This window comes from Synechococcus sp. EJ6-Ellesmere, assembly GCF_024345875.1.
GTDB classification, from domain to species: Bacteria; Cyanobacteriota; Cyanobacteriia; order PCC-6307; family Cyanobiaceae; genus Regnicoccus_A; species Regnicoccus_A antarcticus.
Genome location: NZ_JAGQBY010000057.1, coordinates 1 through 16,573, shown reverse-complemented (window position 1 = coordinate 16,573; position 16,573 = coordinate 1). Strand labels below are relative to the sequence as shown.

22 protein-coding genes, 1 tRNA gene and 1 pseudogene are annotated in these 16,573 nt (G+C 67.5%); 16 read left to right on the top strand and 8 right to left on the bottom strand.

Annotated features, from left to right (window positions below; genetic code table 11):
- A partial coding sequence (petB, locus tag KBY78_RS07910; protein ID WP_255143129.1) for a cytochrome b6 occupies positions 1-628 on the bottom strand: 628 nt, incomplete at its 3' end.
- A gap of 82 nt (positions 629-710) precedes the next feature.
- Here petB and ctpZ point away from each other — a divergent pair.
- The 14 genes from ctpZ to KBY78_RS07840 all read left to right on the top strand — a co-directional run bounded on the left by ctpZ (position 711) and on the right by KBY78_RS07840 (position 9,673).
- The gene (ctpZ, locus tag KBY78_RS07905) at positions 711-1,964 is read left to right on the top strand and encodes a carboxyl-terminal processing protease CtpZ (RefSeq protein ID WP_399215534.1); all 1,254 of its coding nucleotides are present in this window, start codon (positions 711-713) and stop codon (positions 1,962-1,964) included.
- Positions 1,961-3,232: an HD domain-containing protein gene (locus KBY78_RS07900; protein WP_255143128.1), complete on the top strand. Its 1,272-nt coding sequence runs from the start codon at positions 1,961-1,963 to the stop codon at positions 3,230-3,232. The genes ctpZ and KBY78_RS07900 overlap by 4 nt, the downstream gene beginning before the upstream one ends.
- Positions 3,233-3,255: 23 nt before the next feature.
- Positions 3,256-3,939 carry a septum site-determining protein MinC gene (gene minC, locus KBY78_RS07895; RefSeq protein ID WP_255143127.1) on the top strand — a complete coding sequence of 228 codons (684 nt, stop codon included), beginning with the start codon at positions 3,256-3,258 and terminating at the stop codon, positions 3,937-3,939.
- A 197-nt stretch (positions 3,940-4,136) separates the two neighbouring features.
- Entirely contained in the window at positions 4,137-4,970 is an 834-nt protein-coding gene (gene minD, locus KBY78_RS07890) for a septum site-determining protein MinD (RefSeq protein WP_255143126.1), read from the top strand.
- Between the two features lie 6 nt (positions 4,971-4,976).
- The gene (gene minE / locus KBY78_RS07885) at positions 4,977-5,282 is read left to right on the top strand and encodes a cell division topological specificity factor MinE (protein WP_006173464.1); all 306 of its coding nucleotides are present in this window, start codon (positions 4,977-4,979) and stop codon (positions 5,280-5,282) included.
- Positions 5,283-5,361: 79 nt separating this feature from the next.
- The gene (locus KBY78_RS07880) at positions 5,362-5,562 is read left to right on the top strand and encodes a response regulator transcription factor (protein WP_006173462.1); all 201 of its coding nucleotides are present in this window, start codon (positions 5,362-5,364) and stop codon (positions 5,560-5,562) included.
- A 12-nt stretch (positions 5,563-5,574) separates the two neighbouring features.
- Positions 5,575-5,646 (top strand) — tRNA-Thr (locus KBY78_RS07875).
- Positions 5,647-5,692: 46 nt separating this feature from the next.
- Entirely contained in the window at positions 5,693-6,046 is a 354-nt protein-coding gene (locus KBY78_RS07870) for a cation:proton antiporter subunit C (protein ID WP_006173460.1), read from the top strand.
- Positions 6,043-7,509, top strand: a complete 1,467-nt coding sequence (locus KBY78_RS07865) for a proton-conducting transporter membrane subunit (RefSeq protein WP_255143125.1) — start codon at positions 6,043-6,045, stop codon at positions 7,507-7,509. Before KBY78_RS07870 ends, KBY78_RS07865 begins: the two co-directional genes overlap by 4 nt.
- Complete coding sequence (locus KBY78_RS07860) at positions 7,503-7,928, top strand: Na+/H+ antiporter subunit E (protein WP_255143124.1); 426 nt, start codon at positions 7,503-7,505, stop codon at positions 7,926-7,928. The genes KBY78_RS07865 and KBY78_RS07860 overlap by 7 nt, the downstream gene beginning before the upstream one ends.
- Positions 7,925-8,173 (top strand): hypothetical protein, encoded by a 249-nt coding sequence (locus KBY78_RS07855; RefSeq protein WP_255143123.1) that lies wholly within the window; start codon positions 7,925-7,927, stop codon positions 8,171-8,173. The genes KBY78_RS07860 and KBY78_RS07855 overlap by 4 nt, the downstream gene beginning before the upstream one ends.
- Positions 8,170-8,481, top strand: coding sequence for a monovalent cation/H(+) antiporter subunit G (locus KBY78_RS07850; RefSeq protein WP_255143122.1), 312 nt, complete (start codon positions 8,170-8,172; stop codon positions 8,479-8,481). The genes KBY78_RS07855 and KBY78_RS07850 overlap by 4 nt, the downstream gene beginning before the upstream one ends.
- Positions 8,478-9,014, top strand: coding sequence for a hydrogenase subunit MbhD domain-containing protein (locus tag KBY78_RS07845; RefSeq protein WP_255143121.1), 537 nt, complete (start codon positions 8,478-8,480; stop codon positions 9,012-9,014). The genes KBY78_RS07850 and KBY78_RS07845 overlap by 4 nt, the downstream gene beginning before the upstream one ends.
- Positions 9,011-9,673, top strand: a complete 663-nt coding sequence (locus tag KBY78_RS07840; RefSeq protein ID WP_255143120.1) for a Na(+)/H(+) antiporter subunit B — start codon at positions 9,011-9,013, stop codon at positions 9,671-9,673. Before KBY78_RS07845 ends, KBY78_RS07840 begins: the two co-directional genes overlap by 4 nt.
- 14 nt (positions 9,674-9,687) lie before the next feature.
- Here the strand turns inward: KBY78_RS07840 and KBY78_RS07835 are convergent, their stop codons facing one another.
- From KBY78_RS07835 to KBY78_RS07815, 5 genes are all read right to left on the bottom strand, one after another.
- The gene (locus KBY78_RS07835) at positions 9,688-9,846 is read right to left on the bottom strand and encodes a hypothetical protein (protein ID WP_255143119.1); all 159 of its coding nucleotides are present in this window, start codon (positions 9,844-9,846) and stop codon (positions 9,688-9,690) included.
- A 7-nt stretch (positions 9,847-9,853) separates the two neighbouring features.
- On the bottom strand, positions 9,854-10,447 hold the full coding sequence (locus tag KBY78_RS07830) for an L-threonylcarbamoyladenylate synthase (RefSeq protein WP_037981734.1): 594 nt from the start codon (positions 10,445-10,447) through the stop codon (positions 9,854-9,856).
- 47 nt (positions 10,448-10,494) lie between these two features.
- On the bottom strand, positions 10,495-11,499 hold the full coding sequence (prmC, locus tag KBY78_RS07825; RefSeq protein WP_255143118.1) for a peptide chain release factor N(5)-glutamine methyltransferase: 1,005 nt from the start codon (positions 11,497-11,499) through the stop codon (positions 10,495-10,497).
- A gap of 9 nt (positions 11,500-11,508) precedes the next feature.
- Positions 11,509-12,702, bottom strand: a complete 1,194-nt coding sequence (locus KBY78_RS07820; RefSeq protein ID WP_255143117.1) for a DNA-processing protein DprA — start codon at positions 12,700-12,702, stop codon at positions 11,509-11,511.
- Positions 12,703-12,823: 121 nt separating this feature from the next.
- A complete protein-coding gene (locus KBY78_RS07815) occupies positions 12,824-13,276 on the bottom strand; it encodes an acyl-CoA thioesterase (protein ID WP_255143116.1) in 453 nt (150 codons plus the stop codon).
- Positions 13,277-13,347: 71 nt separating this feature from the next.
- Between KBY78_RS07815 and KBY78_RS07810 the strand changes: the two genes are divergently transcribed.
- Positions 13,348-14,196: a universal stress protein gene (locus KBY78_RS07810; protein ID WP_006173433.1), complete on the top strand. Its 849-nt coding sequence runs from the start codon at positions 13,348-13,350 to the stop codon at positions 14,194-14,196.
- Positions 14,197-14,317: 121 nt separating this feature from the next.
- On the opposite strand, the gene psbM is transcribed toward KBY78_RS07810, so the two are convergent.
- Both psbM and KBY78_RS07800 read right to left on the bottom strand, forming a co-directional pair.
- On the bottom strand, positions 14,318-14,425 hold the full coding sequence (gene psbM / locus KBY78_RS07805; RefSeq protein ID WP_006173432.1) for a photosystem II reaction center protein PsbM: 108 nt from the start codon (positions 14,423-14,425) through the stop codon (positions 14,318-14,320).
- 42 nt (positions 14,426-14,467) lie between these two features.
- Positions 14,468-14,941, bottom strand: a complete 474-nt coding sequence (locus tag KBY78_RS07800) for a 2Fe-2S iron-sulfur cluster-binding protein (RefSeq protein ID WP_006173430.1) — start codon at positions 14,939-14,941, stop codon at positions 14,468-14,470.
- 236 nt (positions 14,942-15,177) lie between these two features.
- Here KBY78_RS07800 and psbB point away from each other — a divergent pair.
- A pseudogene (psbB, locus tag KBY78_RS07795) lies at positions 15,178-16,524 on the top strand (photosystem II chlorophyll-binding protein CP47); the annotation flags it as partial.
- Positions 16,525-16,573: the final 49 nt, after the last annotated feature.

Genomic DNA, 16,573 nt, shown 5'->3' with positions numbered 1-16,573 from the left:
TGAGCATGAACACGGCCAGCAGCCAGGGCATCACGAAGGTATGCAGGCTGTAGAAGCGGGTGAGCGTGGCCTGACCGACGCTCTCACCACCACGCAGCAGCTCGACCATGAAATCGCCGACCACAGGAACTGCGGCGGGGACACCCGAAACGATCTTGACGGCCCAGTAACCGACCTGATCCCAGGGGAGGGAATATCCGGTAACGCCAAAGGAGACGGTGATGACGGCCATCACCACGCCGGTGACCCAGGTGAGCTCCCTGGGACGCTTGAAGCCGCCGGTGAGATACACGCGGAAGACGTGCAGAATCAGCATCAGCACCATCATGCTGGCGCTCCAGCGATGCACCGAGCGGATCAGCCAGCCGAAGCTGACGTCGGTCATCAGGTACTGAACCGAGGAATAGGCCTCAGCCACCGTGGGCTTGTAATAAAAGGTCATCGCGAATCCAGTGGCGAACTGGATCAGGAAGCACACCAGCGTGATGCCACCGAGGCAATAGAAGATGTTGACGTGGGGCGGCACGTACTTTGAGGAGATGTCGTCGGCAATCGCCTGGAGTTCCAGGCGCTCCTCGAACCAGTCGAAAACAGGAGACGACTTGGCGGCGGGAGACGAGTTCGCCATGCAGTGCTGGGTTGGGGTTGCGAGAGTCTACCGATACCCGCGCTTGGGCCGTGATTGCCGTCCTGTCTCCGGCTTGCCAGCGATGAGCCGGTCCAAGCCCCTCTCCAACGCGCTGATCTCTTGGCGAGGACGAGCCATGGCGCTGGCCCTGCTGCTCTGCGTTGGGCTGTGGCTGCAGCCCGGCCCTGCCTTGGCCCTCAACGATGCTCAGCAGCTGGTGGTCGAGGCCTGGCGGCTGGTGAACCAGAGCTATGTCGACCCCACACGTTTTGAAACCGTGCACTGGCGGCGCCTGCGCCAGAAGGCCCTGGAACAGCCGATGGAGACCAGCGCCCAGGCCTACGACGCCATCGCGGCCATGCTTGAGCCGATCGGCGATCCCTACACCCGTGTGCTTCGCCCTGGCGACTACAAAGCCCTGCGCGCCACAACGGAGGGAAGCGTCAGCGGCGTGGGCCTGCAGCTGAGCCTGGGAGAGGACGGGCAGGGGATCGTGGTGATTGCGCCGCTGGATGGGTCGCCGGCCGCCGAGGCCGGCATCAGCTCGGGCAGCGAGGTGCTGGAAGTGGAGGGAAAGCCGTGCCGCATCCTTGGACTGGAGGCCACGGCCGCGCGCCTGAGGGGTCCGGCTGGCACCAGCGTGCAGGTGCTGATCCAGCCGCCCACCCCCCGGGCTGAACCCAGACAAGTGCTGCTGAGGCGTGAGCGGGTGGACCTGCAAACGGTACGGTCCAGGCTGCTCAAGCGCGAGGGTCACCGCCTGGGACTGCTGCGCATCACTCAGTTCAGCGAGCCGGTGCCCGCCGGGGTGCGTGAGGCTCTCCAGGGCTTCGACCAGGAGGGTGTGGAGGGGGTGATTCTCGATCTGCGCAACAACTCCGGCGGTCTTGTCGAGGCGGGAGTGGCGGTGGCCAATGCCTTCCTCGCCGCCCAGCCGATCGTGGAGACCATGAACCGCGACGGTCTGAGTGAGCGGCGGCAGGCCGCGGCCGGACAGCTGTACAGCGGCCCGATGGTCACGTTGGTGAATGGGGGCACTGCCAGCGCCAGCGAAATCCTGGCGGGCGCCCTCCAGGACGACGGCCGATCAGCTCTGCTGGGCAGCCGCACCTTCGGCAAGGGACTGATCCAGACACTGATCAACCTGGGGGACGGCAGCGGCCTGGCCGTGACCGTGGCCCGCTACAGGACTCCCAGCGGCCGTGACATCCAGAACCAGGGCATCGCACCCGACCGGCTGCTGCCCGAGCCGGAGCCCCTCAATCCAGGTGGGGCCGACGACCACTGGCTGCAGCTGGCCGCCGAGCAGCTGCTGCAGGAGCTCCCCACAGCATGAGCCTGCGCACCTATCACGATCCCCTGCACGGAGCGATCCGGCTGGAGCGAAGCCAACCGGCCGAAGGCCTGGCCATGGAGCTGATCGACACGGCCCCCTTCCAGCGCCTGCGCCGGATCCGCCAGCTGGGGCCGGCGTTCCTCACCTTCCATGGCGCTGAGTCGAGCCGCTTCACCCATTCCCTTGGGGTGCTGCATCTGGCCAGGCTTGCCTTGCACCAGCTGGAGCGCCAGGCCCCCGAGCTGGCACAGGATCAGGGGGTGCTCTACGCCGCGGCCCTGCTGCACGACGTGGGGCACGCCCCGCTCAGCCACTCCGGTGAGGAGATGTATGGGCTGCGCCACGAAACCTGGTCGGCCCGGCTGGTGCGGGAACACCCGGCCTTGCGTGAGGCTCTCGAGCGCCATGCCCCCGGCAGTGCCGATGCCGTGGCCGACCTGCTGGAGCACGGTCAGCACCGACAGACGGCGCTGGCCTCCCTGGTGAGCGGCCAGCTCGACTGCGACCGGCTCGACTACCTGCTACGGGACAGCCACAGCACGGGCACCCGCTATGGCCAGCTCGACCTGGAGCGGATCCTGGGGGCCCTGACCGTGGCTCCTGACGGCAGCCTGGCGCTGCACCCGAAAGGACTGATGGCGGTGGAGCACTACCTGGTGGTGCGCAGCCTGATGTACCGCAGCCTCTACAACCACCGGCTCAATGTGGTCTGCAACTGGTTGCTGACCCGGACGATCCAGCTGGCCCGCCGCCTCGGGCCCGAAGGCGGAGTGGACGCCGATGCGGTGATGGCGAAGTGGCTGTGGCGCCCTGAGAGCCTCGATCTGGAGACCTACCTGGCCAACGACGACCTGCGCACGGGCTACCACCTGATGCGCTGGCGGGAGGCGGGGCCGGCCGATCTGCAGGAGCTCTGCGGACGCCTGCTGGACCGGCGCCTGCTCCGGGCCCGTGACGTCAGCCACCTGGATGCCGGTGGACGGCTGGAGTTGCTGGCCCTGGCCCAGAGGCTCAGCGAGGCCGCCGGACTGAAGCCCAGCCTGTGCTGCGCCCTGCAACAGCGTCAGAACCGCGGCTATGACCCCTACAAAGGTGGGTTGCGGCTTTGGGATGGGGAGTCGCTGGCGGCCCTGGAGGAACACTCCCCCCTGGTGGCCAGCCTGGTGAAGCCGGTGGAGCTGGCCTGGTTGATCCACCCCCCCGAGGTAAGTGAACACCTGCGGGAGCGGGCCCGTGCCCTGGGGAGCAGTCGCCGCGGCGCTGCCTAAGTTGGGCCCCTCCGCATACGGCGATGGCTGCCGAGTTCGTGCCCGCCGCCCGCAGCGGCCTCCCCCACCAGTTGCTGCTGCCGGAGCCTGGTCCCGAGGCTGCCCCCCTGCCGGAGCAGCTGCAGCGGGGACTCGATGGTGTGATCGACAGCGGAGCGCTGCTGCTCCAGAGCGGCGACTGGCTGCTCACGGCGGCCGACCTGCGCGGACTTGAGCATCAGTTGGCCACCCACGAGCTCGAGCTGATGGGCGTGGAAGGTCGCCAGGCCCTCACCCTGGCGGCAGCGGCGGCCATCGGCCTCAGCACACGCCTGCAGAAGAGCACCGCCCCAGGGCCCGGTCCGGACTCCCGCAACAGCCCAGATCTGGTGATTCAGCGGGGCACCCTGCGCTCCGGCGACCACCTCCAGGTGGAGGGCACGGCACTGGTGCTCGGTGATGTCAACCCGGGCGCCCGGGTCAGCGCCGGCGGGCACGTGCTGGTGTGGGGCCGGCTGCGGGGTGTGGCCCATGCCGGCTGCCACGGTGATCCCAACGCCAGGATCGTGGCCCTGCAGCTGCGCCCCCTGCAGCTGCGCATCGCCGAGGTGATCGCCAGGGGACCGGAGGATTCACCTCCGCAGGGCTTCTGCGAACAGGCCCGCCTGGTGGGGGGGGTGATTCGCATCGATCCCTCCGAGCCGAGCTGGCCCCCCTTCAGCGGTTGACCCCCCCAGCCGCGCTGGCTGCAGATTCTCGGACTCCATCCCGTTTTTACAGCTTGAGACGCCGCTCCCCATCACGGGGCTGAGCGATCAGATCAACCAGCGTCTCGACCGCGTCGTCGCCCATCACCCACAGGCGTTACTGGAAGCCGGGCTGCTCAACCATGGGCTGGCCAAAGATGGGGGCCATAATCTTGGGCATGTCTGGCAAACCCGTGACGAGCGCACAGAACCGCACAATTCTGATCTGTTCAGGCAAAGGTGGCGTCGGCAAAACCACGCTCACGGCCAATCTGGGCATCGCCCTGGCCAAGCAGGGGGCCAGAACCGCCGTGCTCGATGCCGATTTCGGTCTGCGCAACCTTGATCTGTTGCTGGGGCTTGAGAACCGGATCGTCTACACCGCCCAGGAGGTGCTCTCCGGCAGTTGCCGCCTGGAGCAGGCCCTGGTGAAGCACAAGCAGGAACCCAACCTCTCCCTTCTGCCGGCCGGCAATCCGCGCATGCTCGAGTGGCTCACGCCCGACGACATGAAGAAGATCGTGGGACTGCTGGCAGAGCAATTCGATTACGTGCTCATCGACTGTCCCGCCGGCATCGAGGAGGGGTTCAAGAATGCGGCCGCCGCCTCGCGTGAGGCGCTGGTGGTCACCACGCCCGAAGTGTCGGCCGTCCGCGATGCCGACCGGGTGATCGGGCTTCTCCAGACCCGCGACATCAAACCGATCCAGCTGGTGCTCAATCGGGTCAGGCCACGCATGATGGCCAACCAGGAGATGCTCTCGGTCAGCGACGTCACCGACATCCTGGCCCTGCCCCTGCTGGGTCTGGTGCTCGAGGACGAGCAGGTGATCGTGTCCACCAACCGGGGCGAGCCACTCACCCTCAACGGCAGCCGTTCACCGGCAGGCCAGGCCTACACCAACGTGGCCCGCCGCCTGAGCGGTGAAGAGGTCCCCCTGGCCGACCCCACCAAGGAGGGCCAGGGCCTGCGCGCCAAGCTGGGCCGCCTGATGCACACCAAAATCTTCTGAGCCGCGATGACCTTGCGCGATTTCATCGACAAGCTGCTCGGTCGTCAGCCCGCCAGTGCGGGCATGGCCCGCGAAAGGCTGCAACTGGTGCTGGCCCACGACCGCAGTGACCTCAATCCCGAATTACTCGAGCAGATGCGCCGGGAAATTCTCGAGGTGGTCTCGCGCTACGTGGAGATCGATCTTGAGGAAGGTGACGTGAGCCTTGAAACCGAGGACCGCGTCACAGCCCTGGTGGCCAACCTGCCAATCAAACGGGCCCGCCCCAAGCCACCGCCCCCCGGCGGTGATCCCTCCATGGCCACCGCCTGAGCCGGACCCGTGGCAACCGGCAAGGCTCAAAGGCGAAGCGGTTGGGAATCCTCAGAACCGAACCGTTGAGGGTGGGCCCATGCCCCTGGTGGAGCTGTCTCCCACGCCGGCCGAGCAACGGGTGCTGGGTTGGCTGGTGCGCGGCCTGAGCAACAAGGCGATCGCGGCGGAACTGGTGCTGAGCCCCAGGACCGTCGAGAGTCATGTGTCGAGCCTGCTGGCCAAGGCGGGCTGCAGCAATCGATCTCAGCTGCTGCTCTGGGCGCGGGGCGAGCGATAAGCTCAGAGCCGTGCCGGCTTAGCTCAGTGGTAGAGCAGCGCTTTTGTAAAGCGAAGGTCATCGGTTCAAATCCGTTAGCCGGCTTGCTTCCAGTTCCTCCATCTCCTTCCCCCCCCTCACCCCTGCGCTGTTGATCGAGGCCCTGGTGCTGGTGACGGTGCTGGCTGGGTTTCTGGGACTGCTCCTGCGCCGAAACCTCTTTCTCAAGGTGCTGGCACTGGATGTGATGAGCACCGGGGTGATCGGGTTCTTCGTGCTGCTGGCCGCCCGCAGCGGAGTGCGCACGCCGATTCTCGAAGCCAGCACCGGGGCAGCTTCATCCCCGGCAGCCGACTTTGCTGATCCGGTGCCCCAGGCGGTGATCCTCACGGCGATCGTGATCGGATTTTCTGTTCAGGCCCTGCTGCTGGTGGTGATCACCCACCTGGCCCGGCGGGAGCCCAGCCTGCAGATCGATGCCTTGGAGGAGGCTGCCGAAGGATGAGTGCCCTCATCATCGGCTGGTTGCTGCTGCCGTTCCTGCTGGCTTTCAGCGCCGCGCTGTGGCCGAAACTGGGCTGGTGGATGGCGCTGCTCTGCTGCACAGCCACGCTGGCCGCAGGCCTGATCCTGAGCCTTGATCCGGAGCCGATCCTGATCCAGCTGGTGGGGCCATCAGGCGTGTCGCTGCTGCTGGATGGTTTTGTCGCCCCTTTCCTCCTGCTCAATGCTCTGGTGAGCGCCGCGGTGCTGTTGGAGCGGGGCCAGAGCCACGACGATCCCAGCTTCTGCCTGCTGTTGATGGCCCTGCTTGGCTCGATCAATTCCGCCCTCGTCTGCCACGACCTGATCAGCCTCTATGTGGCCCTGGAGGTGGTGAGCCTGTGCGCCTTCCTGCTGATCGCCGACCGCCACAAGTTCCGCTCGCTCTGCATTGCCCTGCGTTACCTACTCGTGGGCAGCACAGCTCTGCTTTTCTTTCTGATCGGCTGTGCCCAGGTGCAGGCCAGCCATGGCTCCTTTGCCTTTGAGGGGGTCGCTGGCGCCACGACCGGCGCCCTGGCCCTGCTGCTGATCGGGCTGTTGACGAAGTCGGGGCTGTTCATCTCGGGGCTATGGCTGCCCCGCACCCATGCCGAGGCCCCGGCTGAGGTGTCGGCGCTGCTCTCGGGGGTGGTCATCACCGCTGGGGCGGCACCGCTCGTGAGGCTCTCCCAGGGGAGCCCGGAGCTGGCGTCGGTGGTGATCTGGCTGGGGCTGGCCAGCGCGGGCTTTGCCGTGGTCTTTGCCTTGCTGGAAACCGACGTCAAGCGTCTGCTGGCCTGGAGCACGGTCTCACAGATCGGCCTGGTGGTGATCTCCCCGGTGACGGCGGGCCTCTTCGCTCTGGGGCACGGCCTCGCCAAAGCCTGCCTGTTCCTGCTGACTCGCCGCTGTCCCAGCCGCCGGCTGGAGAGCTGGTCCGAGATGCCCCTGCCGTGGTCGGTGGCGCTGCCGATGCGGTTGGCGGCCCTCTCGATCGCCGGCTGTCCCCTGCTGGTGGGGTATCTGGCGAAGGAGCAGCTCCAACAGCGGCTTGGCCCCCTGCCGGTTCTGCTGGTCACGTTGTTCTCGGTGGGCACAGCCGCTGTGTACATGCGGCTGTGGGCCAGCCCGATCGTGAGGCCGAGCCAAGAACGCCCCCCTGCCGCCGCCCCGTTCCACTGGGGAGTGGCGCTGCTCTTGGCCGCCCTGGTGCTGGGGAATGGCCTGCCGTTCATGGCCAACGACAGCACGCTCTGGCTGAGCAGCTTCAAGGCGAGCTCGCTGCTGAAATCCCTGGGAGTGCTGCTGGCCGGCTGGGCGCTCCACAGGCTGATTCAGCCCTGGAGGTCGTCGATCAAGTTGCCGGATCTGGAACGCTTCGATGACCTGATCGGCGGCATGGGCATCATGGGGACCGCGCTGGTGGTGACACTCTCGTGGTGACGGGCCATAGCCTGAGACTGCGCCGTGCAGCCAGCTGGGGGCTGACCACCGGATTCCGGCTGGGCCTCTGGCTCCTGCTCACCGCCGATGTGGGGCGTTTCAACCTGATCGCGGGCCTGACCCTGGCGGTGGTGCTGCCCAGGGCCCGCTCGAGGCTGGCCAGCCCAGGGCTGCTGCTGCACTCCCTCTGGGCCGTGCTGCTCTCGATTCCTCAGGCCTACGCCGAAGCAGTGACGATGACCCTCAGGCCCCACAGGCTGGAGCGGTTCACCAGCTTGAAGGGCTCAGGCAGCCAGTCGTCGCTGGTGGTGTTCCTGGAGGTGTTCAGGATCACGCTCACGCCCCTCACCATTGCCCTGGGCCGGCGTCCCGACGGCAACTACCTGGTGCATGAGCTGGGTCGGGAGCAGCGGAAATGATGGTGCTCGTTTACGGGATGGTGCTGGCACTGCTGATGCCGGTGCTGGTGGTGCTGCGCAATCCCGATCTCTGGCACCGGCTCGCGGCCTTCGCCAGCATCTCCACCAAGGTTTCGATCCTGCTGCTGGTGTTCGATGTGGCCCGCGGCGACCGGATGATCGGTGTGGTGGGCGTGATCGTGCTGAGCGTGGGCAATGCGGGGGTGATGCTGCTGGCCAACCTGCTGCGGGAGATGGAGCCATGACCATGCTCACTGGGGTGCTGAGCGGACTGCTGCTGGCCAGCGGACTGGTGTTCTGGCTGATGGGAACGTGGCCTCTGCTGGGCCGCTCCAGCTACCTGGCCAAGCTTCATGGTCTGTCGGTGGCCGACACCCTCGGCTCGGCGCTGATCGTGCTCGGTCTGCTGGTGCTCCAGCCGGCGGAATGGCCCGTGTTGAGCCTTGCCCTGTTCTCCCTGGTGATCTGGAACACGTTGTTCGGCTACGTCCTCGGCTTTTGCTCCCGCCGCAGTACGGCACCACTCCTGGAGGGGGTTGAGCTGGCGCCATGAGCCCCCCCCTTGATCTGGGCAGAAACCTGGCCCAGCTGCTGCCGATCGCGGCTCTGCTGCCCCTGACCGCCATCCTGATGGTGCTGCAGCGGAATCCGTACCAGACCCTGGTGCTGCGGGGGATCCTGGGTGCGATAGCCAGCCTGCTCTATGCCCTGCTGGGGGCAGCCGATGTGGCCCTCACCGAGGCGCTGGTGGGGACCTTGCTCTCCACCACGCTCTACGCCATTGCCCTTCGCTCGTCGATGGTGTTCCGGCTGGCCTTGCCTGAGGGAGAACTGCTGGGCAGTGAGCACCGGGCCCTGCTGGAGCCCTGGCTTCAGCAGGCCTTTCTCCGCCTTGAGGTGATCGACGATCCCAGGGGGGGGACCTGCCATGGCCAGCTCGGGGGCGATGGCGAACTTCTGATCCGCTCGGGGCGACTGCTGGAGCAGTTGCTCAGCCTCGATGGGGCCAGGGCCTGGCGCCTGGCCGGCGGCACGATCGCCCCCCTCAGCCAAGTCGCCCCTGCCGGCGCAGGAGCCCAGCCGTGAGGACCCTGCTCTATGTGCTCACCGCGGGCCTGCTCTGCGGCCTGCCCCTGCTCGATCAGGCGATCACCCTGCCGAGCTCCACGTCCATCGTGGCGTCGATCACCAGGGATGCAGCTGTGCCCAATGTGGTCTCGGGGATCATTCTCAACACCCGGCTCTACGACACGGTGGGGGAGGTGGTTGTGTTCAGCCTCGCGGCGCTGGGGGTGAAGCTGCTGCTGAGCGGTGAAGCGCCTGCCCGCTCAATCCTGGCCATGGAGGATGCCCCATCCCTGGTGCTCTGCCAACTCGGGGCCACCGTCTGCGCCCTGGTGGCCGTGGAGCTGGCCCTGCGCGGACACCTCTCTCCCGGAGGGGGCTTTGGGGCGGGAGTGGCCGGAGGGACCGCCATCGGCCTGCTGGTGATCAGTGGCTCGGCCGAGCGCACGGCGGCGTTCTACAAGCGTTATCACGCTGGCACCTGGGAGAAGGTGGCGGTGATCATCTTCCTGATTCTGGCCCAGTGCAGCCTCTCGGGCCTGGCTCCGCCGGCAGGCACCTTCGGCAGCCTGGCCAGCGGAGGCTGGATTCCCCTGCTCAACATCCTGGTGGCCATCAAGGTGACCCTGGGCTCCTGGGCCATCCTTCAGTTGTTCGTGCGTTACCGCGGCCTGCTGTAGGTCAGCGGCCCGGATCAGGTCCGGCGACCGGCCAGCATGAAGCCAACCAGCACCAGCCCAGCCCAGCCCCAGCCGTGCAAACCGGCCGCCGGGGTTGCCCAGGTCAACCAGGGCTCGACCAAGGTGTTGGACAGACCGAGCGTGACCAACACGGCCAGCACAAGCCAGAGCATCGCGGCCTCAGTTGCAGAGAAGATCCAGGTCTGGCATCACAGCACCGGAGCGCAGCACTTGCCAGGTTCCGGCCAGGCTCCAGGCGAGCACCGTGCTGCCCTGTCCTGACGGGTGGGGCCAGGGCAACGGCGCCAGCCGTGGCACCTGGGGGAACATGGCTTCGGCCTGGGAGGCCGTAAGGCATGGAGGGTCACCGGAGCGGTTGGCGCTGGTGGTGGCCAGGGGTCCGGTGCGGCGGAGCAGCTCGCGGGCCCGCTCGCAGGCGGGAATGCGCAGGCCAAGCCTGGCTTCGGCGGCCACCACGCCAGGCTGCAGAGCGGCCACCACCGCACCCCGTGCGGGCAGCACCAGGGTGAGAGCACCAGGCCAGCAGCGCTCTGCCAGCTCCAACCACTGGGGGCGCGGCGACAGCTCCAGCGCCGCGAACAGCGTCTCAGGCTCTGACCCCATCAGGATCAGTGGCTTGTTACTCGGGCGCGACTTGAGCTCCCAGATCTGCCCGGCGGCTGCCGGTAGAGCCGCCAGGGCCGGCAGGGTGTCGGTGGGGAAAATCGCCGGACCGCCCGCGAGAATCCACTCGGCCAGGAGTGCTGCAGGCATGGCCTGAGCCCGGCCTGGTTGGGCTGGTGGCTGGGGGGATCGTTCCATCAAGCCAGCGGGGGCCTATTGGATTCTGGCCATGCTGGCCTGGACCCAGGCATGGGCCGCCGGGCCTGGGCAAAGCGCCAACGCCCCTCAAGGTCGCGATGGGAGGTCACCTCCACCAGCCCGCAGGCGAGAAGCAGCTCGGCCACGGCATCGCTCTGATCGTGGTGGTGCTCCAGCAGCAACCAGCCCCCGGGGGCAAGGGCCGCCCAGGCTCCGCTGGCCAGGGCCCGGATCGCTTCGAGTCCATCCGGGCCGCCATCGAGGGCCAGGTGCGGCTCATGCTCCCGCACCAGCGGCTCGAGCTCCACGAGAACCGCCGTGGGGATGTAGGGGGGATTGCTGACCACCAGGTCCAGCCCACCCCAGTGGGGGCGCAGGGGCTCCCACCACTGGCCGAGGTGCAGCGTGACCCGATCGAGGAGACCGGCGTCCTCGAGATTGATCTCAGCCTGGGCCAGGGCCTGGGCGGAGCAGTCAACCGCCAGCCCCCTGGCCTTGGGCGCCGCCCGGGCCAGGGCCAGAGCCAGGCAGCCGGATCCGGTGCCGAGATCCGCCCAGGTCAGTGGCCTGTGGGCCGGAGCCGGCAAGGCCAGGGCCAGAGCGAGAGCCAGATCCGCCAGCACTTCGGTTTCCTGGCGTGGAATGAGAACGGCCGGGGACACCGCCAGGGAGAACTCCCGCCAGGGACACACCCCCACCAGATACTGAAGGGGGGTATGGCACTCGAGATGCTGCCGCCAGAGGACGGTGAGTTCGCCCAGCCCGGTGTGCAACTGCACGGGTGAAGCGGGATCGAGCCAGACCCGCTGCAGCTGGGTCCAGCGCAGCCCGGCGCCGAGGTCGAGCAGCCAGTCGAGGTCGGCAGCGCGGCCCCCTTCCCCCAGCCGCTGCCGGCGCCAGGCCAGCAGCTCGGAGCCCAGGATCAGCTCACCTGGGACTGCAGGCGCTTGGCTGGCAGGAGCCAGCTGGGGCTCAGCACTGGGGAGGGGCCTGGAGGCAGCCATGGCCCAAACTTAGACAGGCGACCCTGAGGCAGGGCGCCAGCGAAGACCCGGTTCCGCGCGCACACGGCCCGCCAGCTCCAGATGCAGCAACTGGGTGGCCAGCTCAGCCCCGGATCGGCCCAGGGCCTGGGCCAGCTGCTCCAGAGAGGCCCCTTGGCCCAGGGCGGCCAGCAGGGCCTGATCCGGCGCGCCAGTGGGTGTGGCTGGAGAGGGGCTGGCCGCCGTGGTGGTGGTGGTGGCCTGAGGGCGGCCAAGGGGGCCTGCGCCCAGCTGGGCGATCAGATCCGAGGCCGCCAGCAGCGGACTCGCCCCCTGGGACAGCAGGCGATTGCTGCCCAGGGCAGAGCACTTGCCGGCGTCGGCTGGAACGACCCAGAGCGGCAGCCCCTGGTCCCAGGCCAGGGCGGCGGAGTGGAGCGCCCCACTCGATTCGGGGCACTCCACCACCACAACCGCCTGGGCGAGGGCCACCTGGTGGCGATTGCGGGCGGCGAAATGGCCCCGCCGCACGGGAGTGCCCCGGGGGTGCTCGCTCACCAGCAGACCATGGCGGGCCACGGCCGATTGAAGGACCTGGTGATGGCGTGGATAGACACGATCGAGCGGGGTCCCGAGCACACCGATGGGGCGTCCGCCCTGTTCCAGGCATCCGCGATGCACTGCGGCGTCGATGCCCTCCGCCAGGCCACTGACCACGGGCCAGCCGGCCTCGGCCAGGGCGGCGCCCAGCGCTTCGGCCATGGCTCGCCCATGCGGCGAGGGCCGGCGGGTGCCGACCACCGCAATCGCCTGACGCCGCCGCAGGGGAGCCCAGAGGGATCCTCGGCCAGCCCAGTGCAGGGCCAGTGGCGGCCGCTGCAGCTGATTCAGAGAGGCGGGACGGGCGGGGTCACCCGGCACGAGCACCCGCCGTGGTGCCTGGGCGGGCCAGCCTCCAGCTCCCAGCGGATCCTGGCCCCAGCTCTGGCGGTGAACCTCGATGCTAGCCAGCACGCCAGGTCCGAAACCGTTCAGGCAGGCCAGCTCGGCCCTGCTGGCCGTCCAGGCCGCCGCCAGCCCACCACAGACGCGCTCCAGTTCGGCCAGGCGGCGCCAGCCCAGGCCTGGACAACTGCTCCAGAGCAACCACCACTGCCGCCGCTCAGCCCAGCACTGGCCAGGGCCAGGATCCAGCCCAAAGCTGAACTGGCTCAGACGATCCAATGACCCCGGAGATGAACCACTCGCTGAGCCCCCTGGAGTGGAGGCGGCTCCTGCCCAGGAGCGACACGCAAAGGACAGCGACACCAGCTCGCCCATGACCATGCCATTCAGTACAGATGTACTAGCACGCTTTGTCGGGTCCGTCGAGCAATCTCTGGAGCGCCTGCTCAAGCTCCGGCGGATAGGGGCGCACCAACTGAAGGCCCGCTCCCTGACGCCGTACCAGCGCCAGCTCCACCCTGGCTTCAGCCGCCAGCCGCTCGCCACTGAGGATGAAGCGGCTGATCCAGGGCAGCCGCAGGCCCCGGCGGGGCTGGGCCTGGCTGTGCAGCTCCACCAGCTCGCCATGGCCCACGGCCTGGTGATAGTCGATCCGCAGGGCCAGCACCGGCAGCTCCAGGCCCAGGGCCGACAGTGCGGCATAAGGGAGCCCCGCCGCTGCGAGGGCCTCCACCCGGGCCTCCTCCAGCCAGGCGAGGTAGGCGCCGTGCCACATCACACCCCCGTGATCGGTGTGCTGCGGCAGTACCCGGCGCCGCAGCAGCCAGCAGCGGTGCCCCTTTTGCCACTCCATTACAGCCTCTCCCGCCACAGCTCGACCAGTCAGACGCAGGCCATAGGCTGCCGGAGAGCCGTGACAGCCCCGTGTTTCGCAATCTGCTGATCGCCGATTCCGGCAAGGGCCACGTCGAAGAGATGGTGCGCATGCTGCGCGAACTCCCGGCCTTTCGCCAGGCCAGGATCAACCTGCTGCACGTGGTTCCGGAGCAGGCGGGCGATGATTTTCAGGAGCACTGGCAGAAGGCTGCCGGCATCGTGGCCGATGCCATCCAGCGGCTTGGCCTTGATCCCGCTGATGTGAACGCCATCATCCGCCAGGGCGACACCAAGCAGACTGTGCTCAAGGTGGCCGACGAGCTTGATGCCGATCTGATCCTGATGGGGTCAAGGGGGCTGGGGCGGCTGCAGTCGATCCTGGCCAACAGCTCCAGCCAGTACGTCTTCCAGCTCTCGACGCGGCCGATGCTGCTGGTGCGCGACGACCTCTACGTGCGCCACGTGAACCGGGTGATGGTGACCCTCGACGGCACAGGCGTGGGCGACGATGCCCTCAGGATCGCCTGCGAACTGGTGCGGGAAATTCCCGGAGGCACCCTCACAGGCGTACACATCTCCCGCCAGGACATTCAACCCAGCCGAGGGGGCAAGACCCCGGCCGACCTGGTGATCGACAAAGCGGTTCAGCGGGCCCGTGCCCTTGGCGTTGAGCTCAAGGGCGTCCATGGCACCGGCGACGTGGGCCGCGGAGTCTGTGCCATGGCCGAAGAGCTCAAGGCCGACCTGCTGGTGATCGCTTCCCAGGACCGCAGGCCTCTGGTGGCCAAGAGCCTGGTCGACATCGACCGACTGCTGGGCAGCTCCGTGAGCGATTACATCCGCGTGCATGCACCGGCACCGGTGCTGCTGGTGCGGGAGCCCGAATCGGGCCGCTGAGCCCAGCAAGGCCTCTTCATAACAATGCCGCCGTCAGCCGTGAATCACGACTAACGGCGGCTGCACATGCTGAGGCGCAGGCCAGTGCACAGGGGTGCCAGAAAGCACTCCCAACACCTGATTAGCCTTGCTCGCGGCTGCTGGTCTGGATGTAGAGAACGATCAGGAAGACGGCCGGCACCAGCACGAACATGAGGCTGGCCACAAAACCCAGATCATTGGTTTCCATGGGAGCTCTAGGGAGGGTTGTGAATGGCGTGGGGCGACCGTATCACCCACCAATGGAGCCTTCCTCCGCCGCTTCACCGGCCGTAGCGGTTGACTCCAGGTCCGCAGGTTCAGCCTCAGAGGGCTCCTCCGCGGCCGGCCAGGCCGTGGGCCCGGCCCCCAGGGGCTCCGCCCGGGCCGCCGCCAGCAGAGCCTCGCGATCGGCGAGGCCCGCCTGGGGCCTGGTGAGCACCACCAGCGAGCGCTGCACCAGGGCCTGACAGGCCAGCCGCCAGCCGTCTGGCCGTCGGCGCAGCTTGCGGTCCTCCACGGCGGTGCGTGGGGTCAGCGCGCCCGGCGATGCTTCAGCCACCACATCGACGAAGCAGGTGATGCACTGACCGCAGCCACCACAATTGCCGAGCTGCCCTTTGAGCCCATACAGCTCCAACCCCTCACGCAGGGCCACCTCCCGCAGGTTTTCGCCGGGGTAGCACTCAACATCACGGCCCTCACGGACGAAGCGGATCACGGGCATCAGGATCAGACGCGGAAGCCTCCATTCTGAGGCTTGCAAGTTGCGTTTTGTAAACAGCCGTCGGGGCAAACCGCCGGATACCGCGTCACGGCTCGTTTCAGCTCCCCGGCAACGCTGCCGAAGGCCAGGGGAACCCCTTACGATCCCCAACACGGAACGATCCTTTTGATCGTCCGCTGTCTGTGCTGACGTCATGTCCTCACAGGCAGCTGTTAGTTACCCCGGACCTGACCCCCATGGGATTGCCCTGGTATCGGGTGCACACGGTCGTGATCAACGACCCGGGCCGCTTGCTGGCCGTGCACCTCATGCACACCGCTTTGGTCGCCGGCTGGGCCGGCTCCATGGCGCTCTATGAGCTCGCCATTTTTGATCCATCCGACCCGGTGCTCAACCCGATGTGGCGCCAGGGCATGTTCGTCATGCAGTTCATGGCCCGCCTGGGTGTGACCGGCAGCTGGAGCGGCTGGAGCATCACCGGAGAAACGGGAGTCGACCCTGGCTTCTGGAGTTTCGAAGGCGTAGCCGCCGCCCACATCATTTTCAGTGGCCTGCTTTTCCTGGCCGCCATCTGGCACTGGACCTACTGGGATCTGGAGATCTGGCAGGACCCCCGCACGGGTGAACCCGCCCTTGATCTGCCCAAGATCTTCGGCATCCACCTTCTGCTCGCCGGCCTCGGCTGCTTCGGCTTCGGCGCGTTCCACCTCACCGGTGTCTTCGGTCCGGGGATGTGGGTCTCCGACCCCTACGGCCTCACGGGACACCTCGAGAAAGTTCAGCCCTCCTGGGGGCCTGAAGGCTTCAACCCCTTCAACCCCGGCGGGATCGTGGCCCACCACATCGCCGCCGGCATCGTGGGCATCATCGCCGGCATCTTCCACATCACCACCCGCCCACCCGAGCGCCTCTACAAGGCTCTGAGGATGGGGAACATCGAAACGGTGCTGGCCAGCGCCATCGCTGCCGTGTTCTTTGCGGCCTTCATCGTGGCCGGAACCATGTGGTACGGCTCGGCGGCCACACCGGTCGAGCTCTTCGGTCCAACCCGTTACCAGTGGGATCAGGGCTACTTCCGCACGGAGATCAACCGCCGGGTCCAGACGGCCCTGGAGAACGGCGCCAGTGCCGAAGAGGCCTATGGCGCCATTCCCGAGAAACTGGCCTTCTTCGACTACGTCGGCAATAGCCCAGCCAAGGGCGGTCTGTTCCGCGTCGGTCCGATGGTCAACGGCGACGGCCTGCCCACCAGCTGGCTGGGTCACATCAGCTTCACCGACAAGGACGGCCGCAACCTCCAGGTTCGCCGCCTGCCCAACTTCTTCGAGAACTTCCCTGTGGTTCTCGAAGACGACCAGGGCATCGTCAGGGCTGACATTCCCTTCCGGCGCGCCGAAGCCCGCTACTCCTTTGAGCAGACCGGCGTGACGGCCACCATCTACGGCGGTGCTCTCAACGGCCAGACCTACACCGATCCTGCTGCCGTGAAGAAGCTGGCCCGCAAGGCCCAGCTGGGTGAAGCGTTCGAATTCGACCGCGAGACCTACCACTCAGATGGCACCTTCCGCAGCTCACCCCGCGGCTGATTCACCTTCGGTCACGCCACTTTCGCCCTGCTCTTCTTCTTCGGGC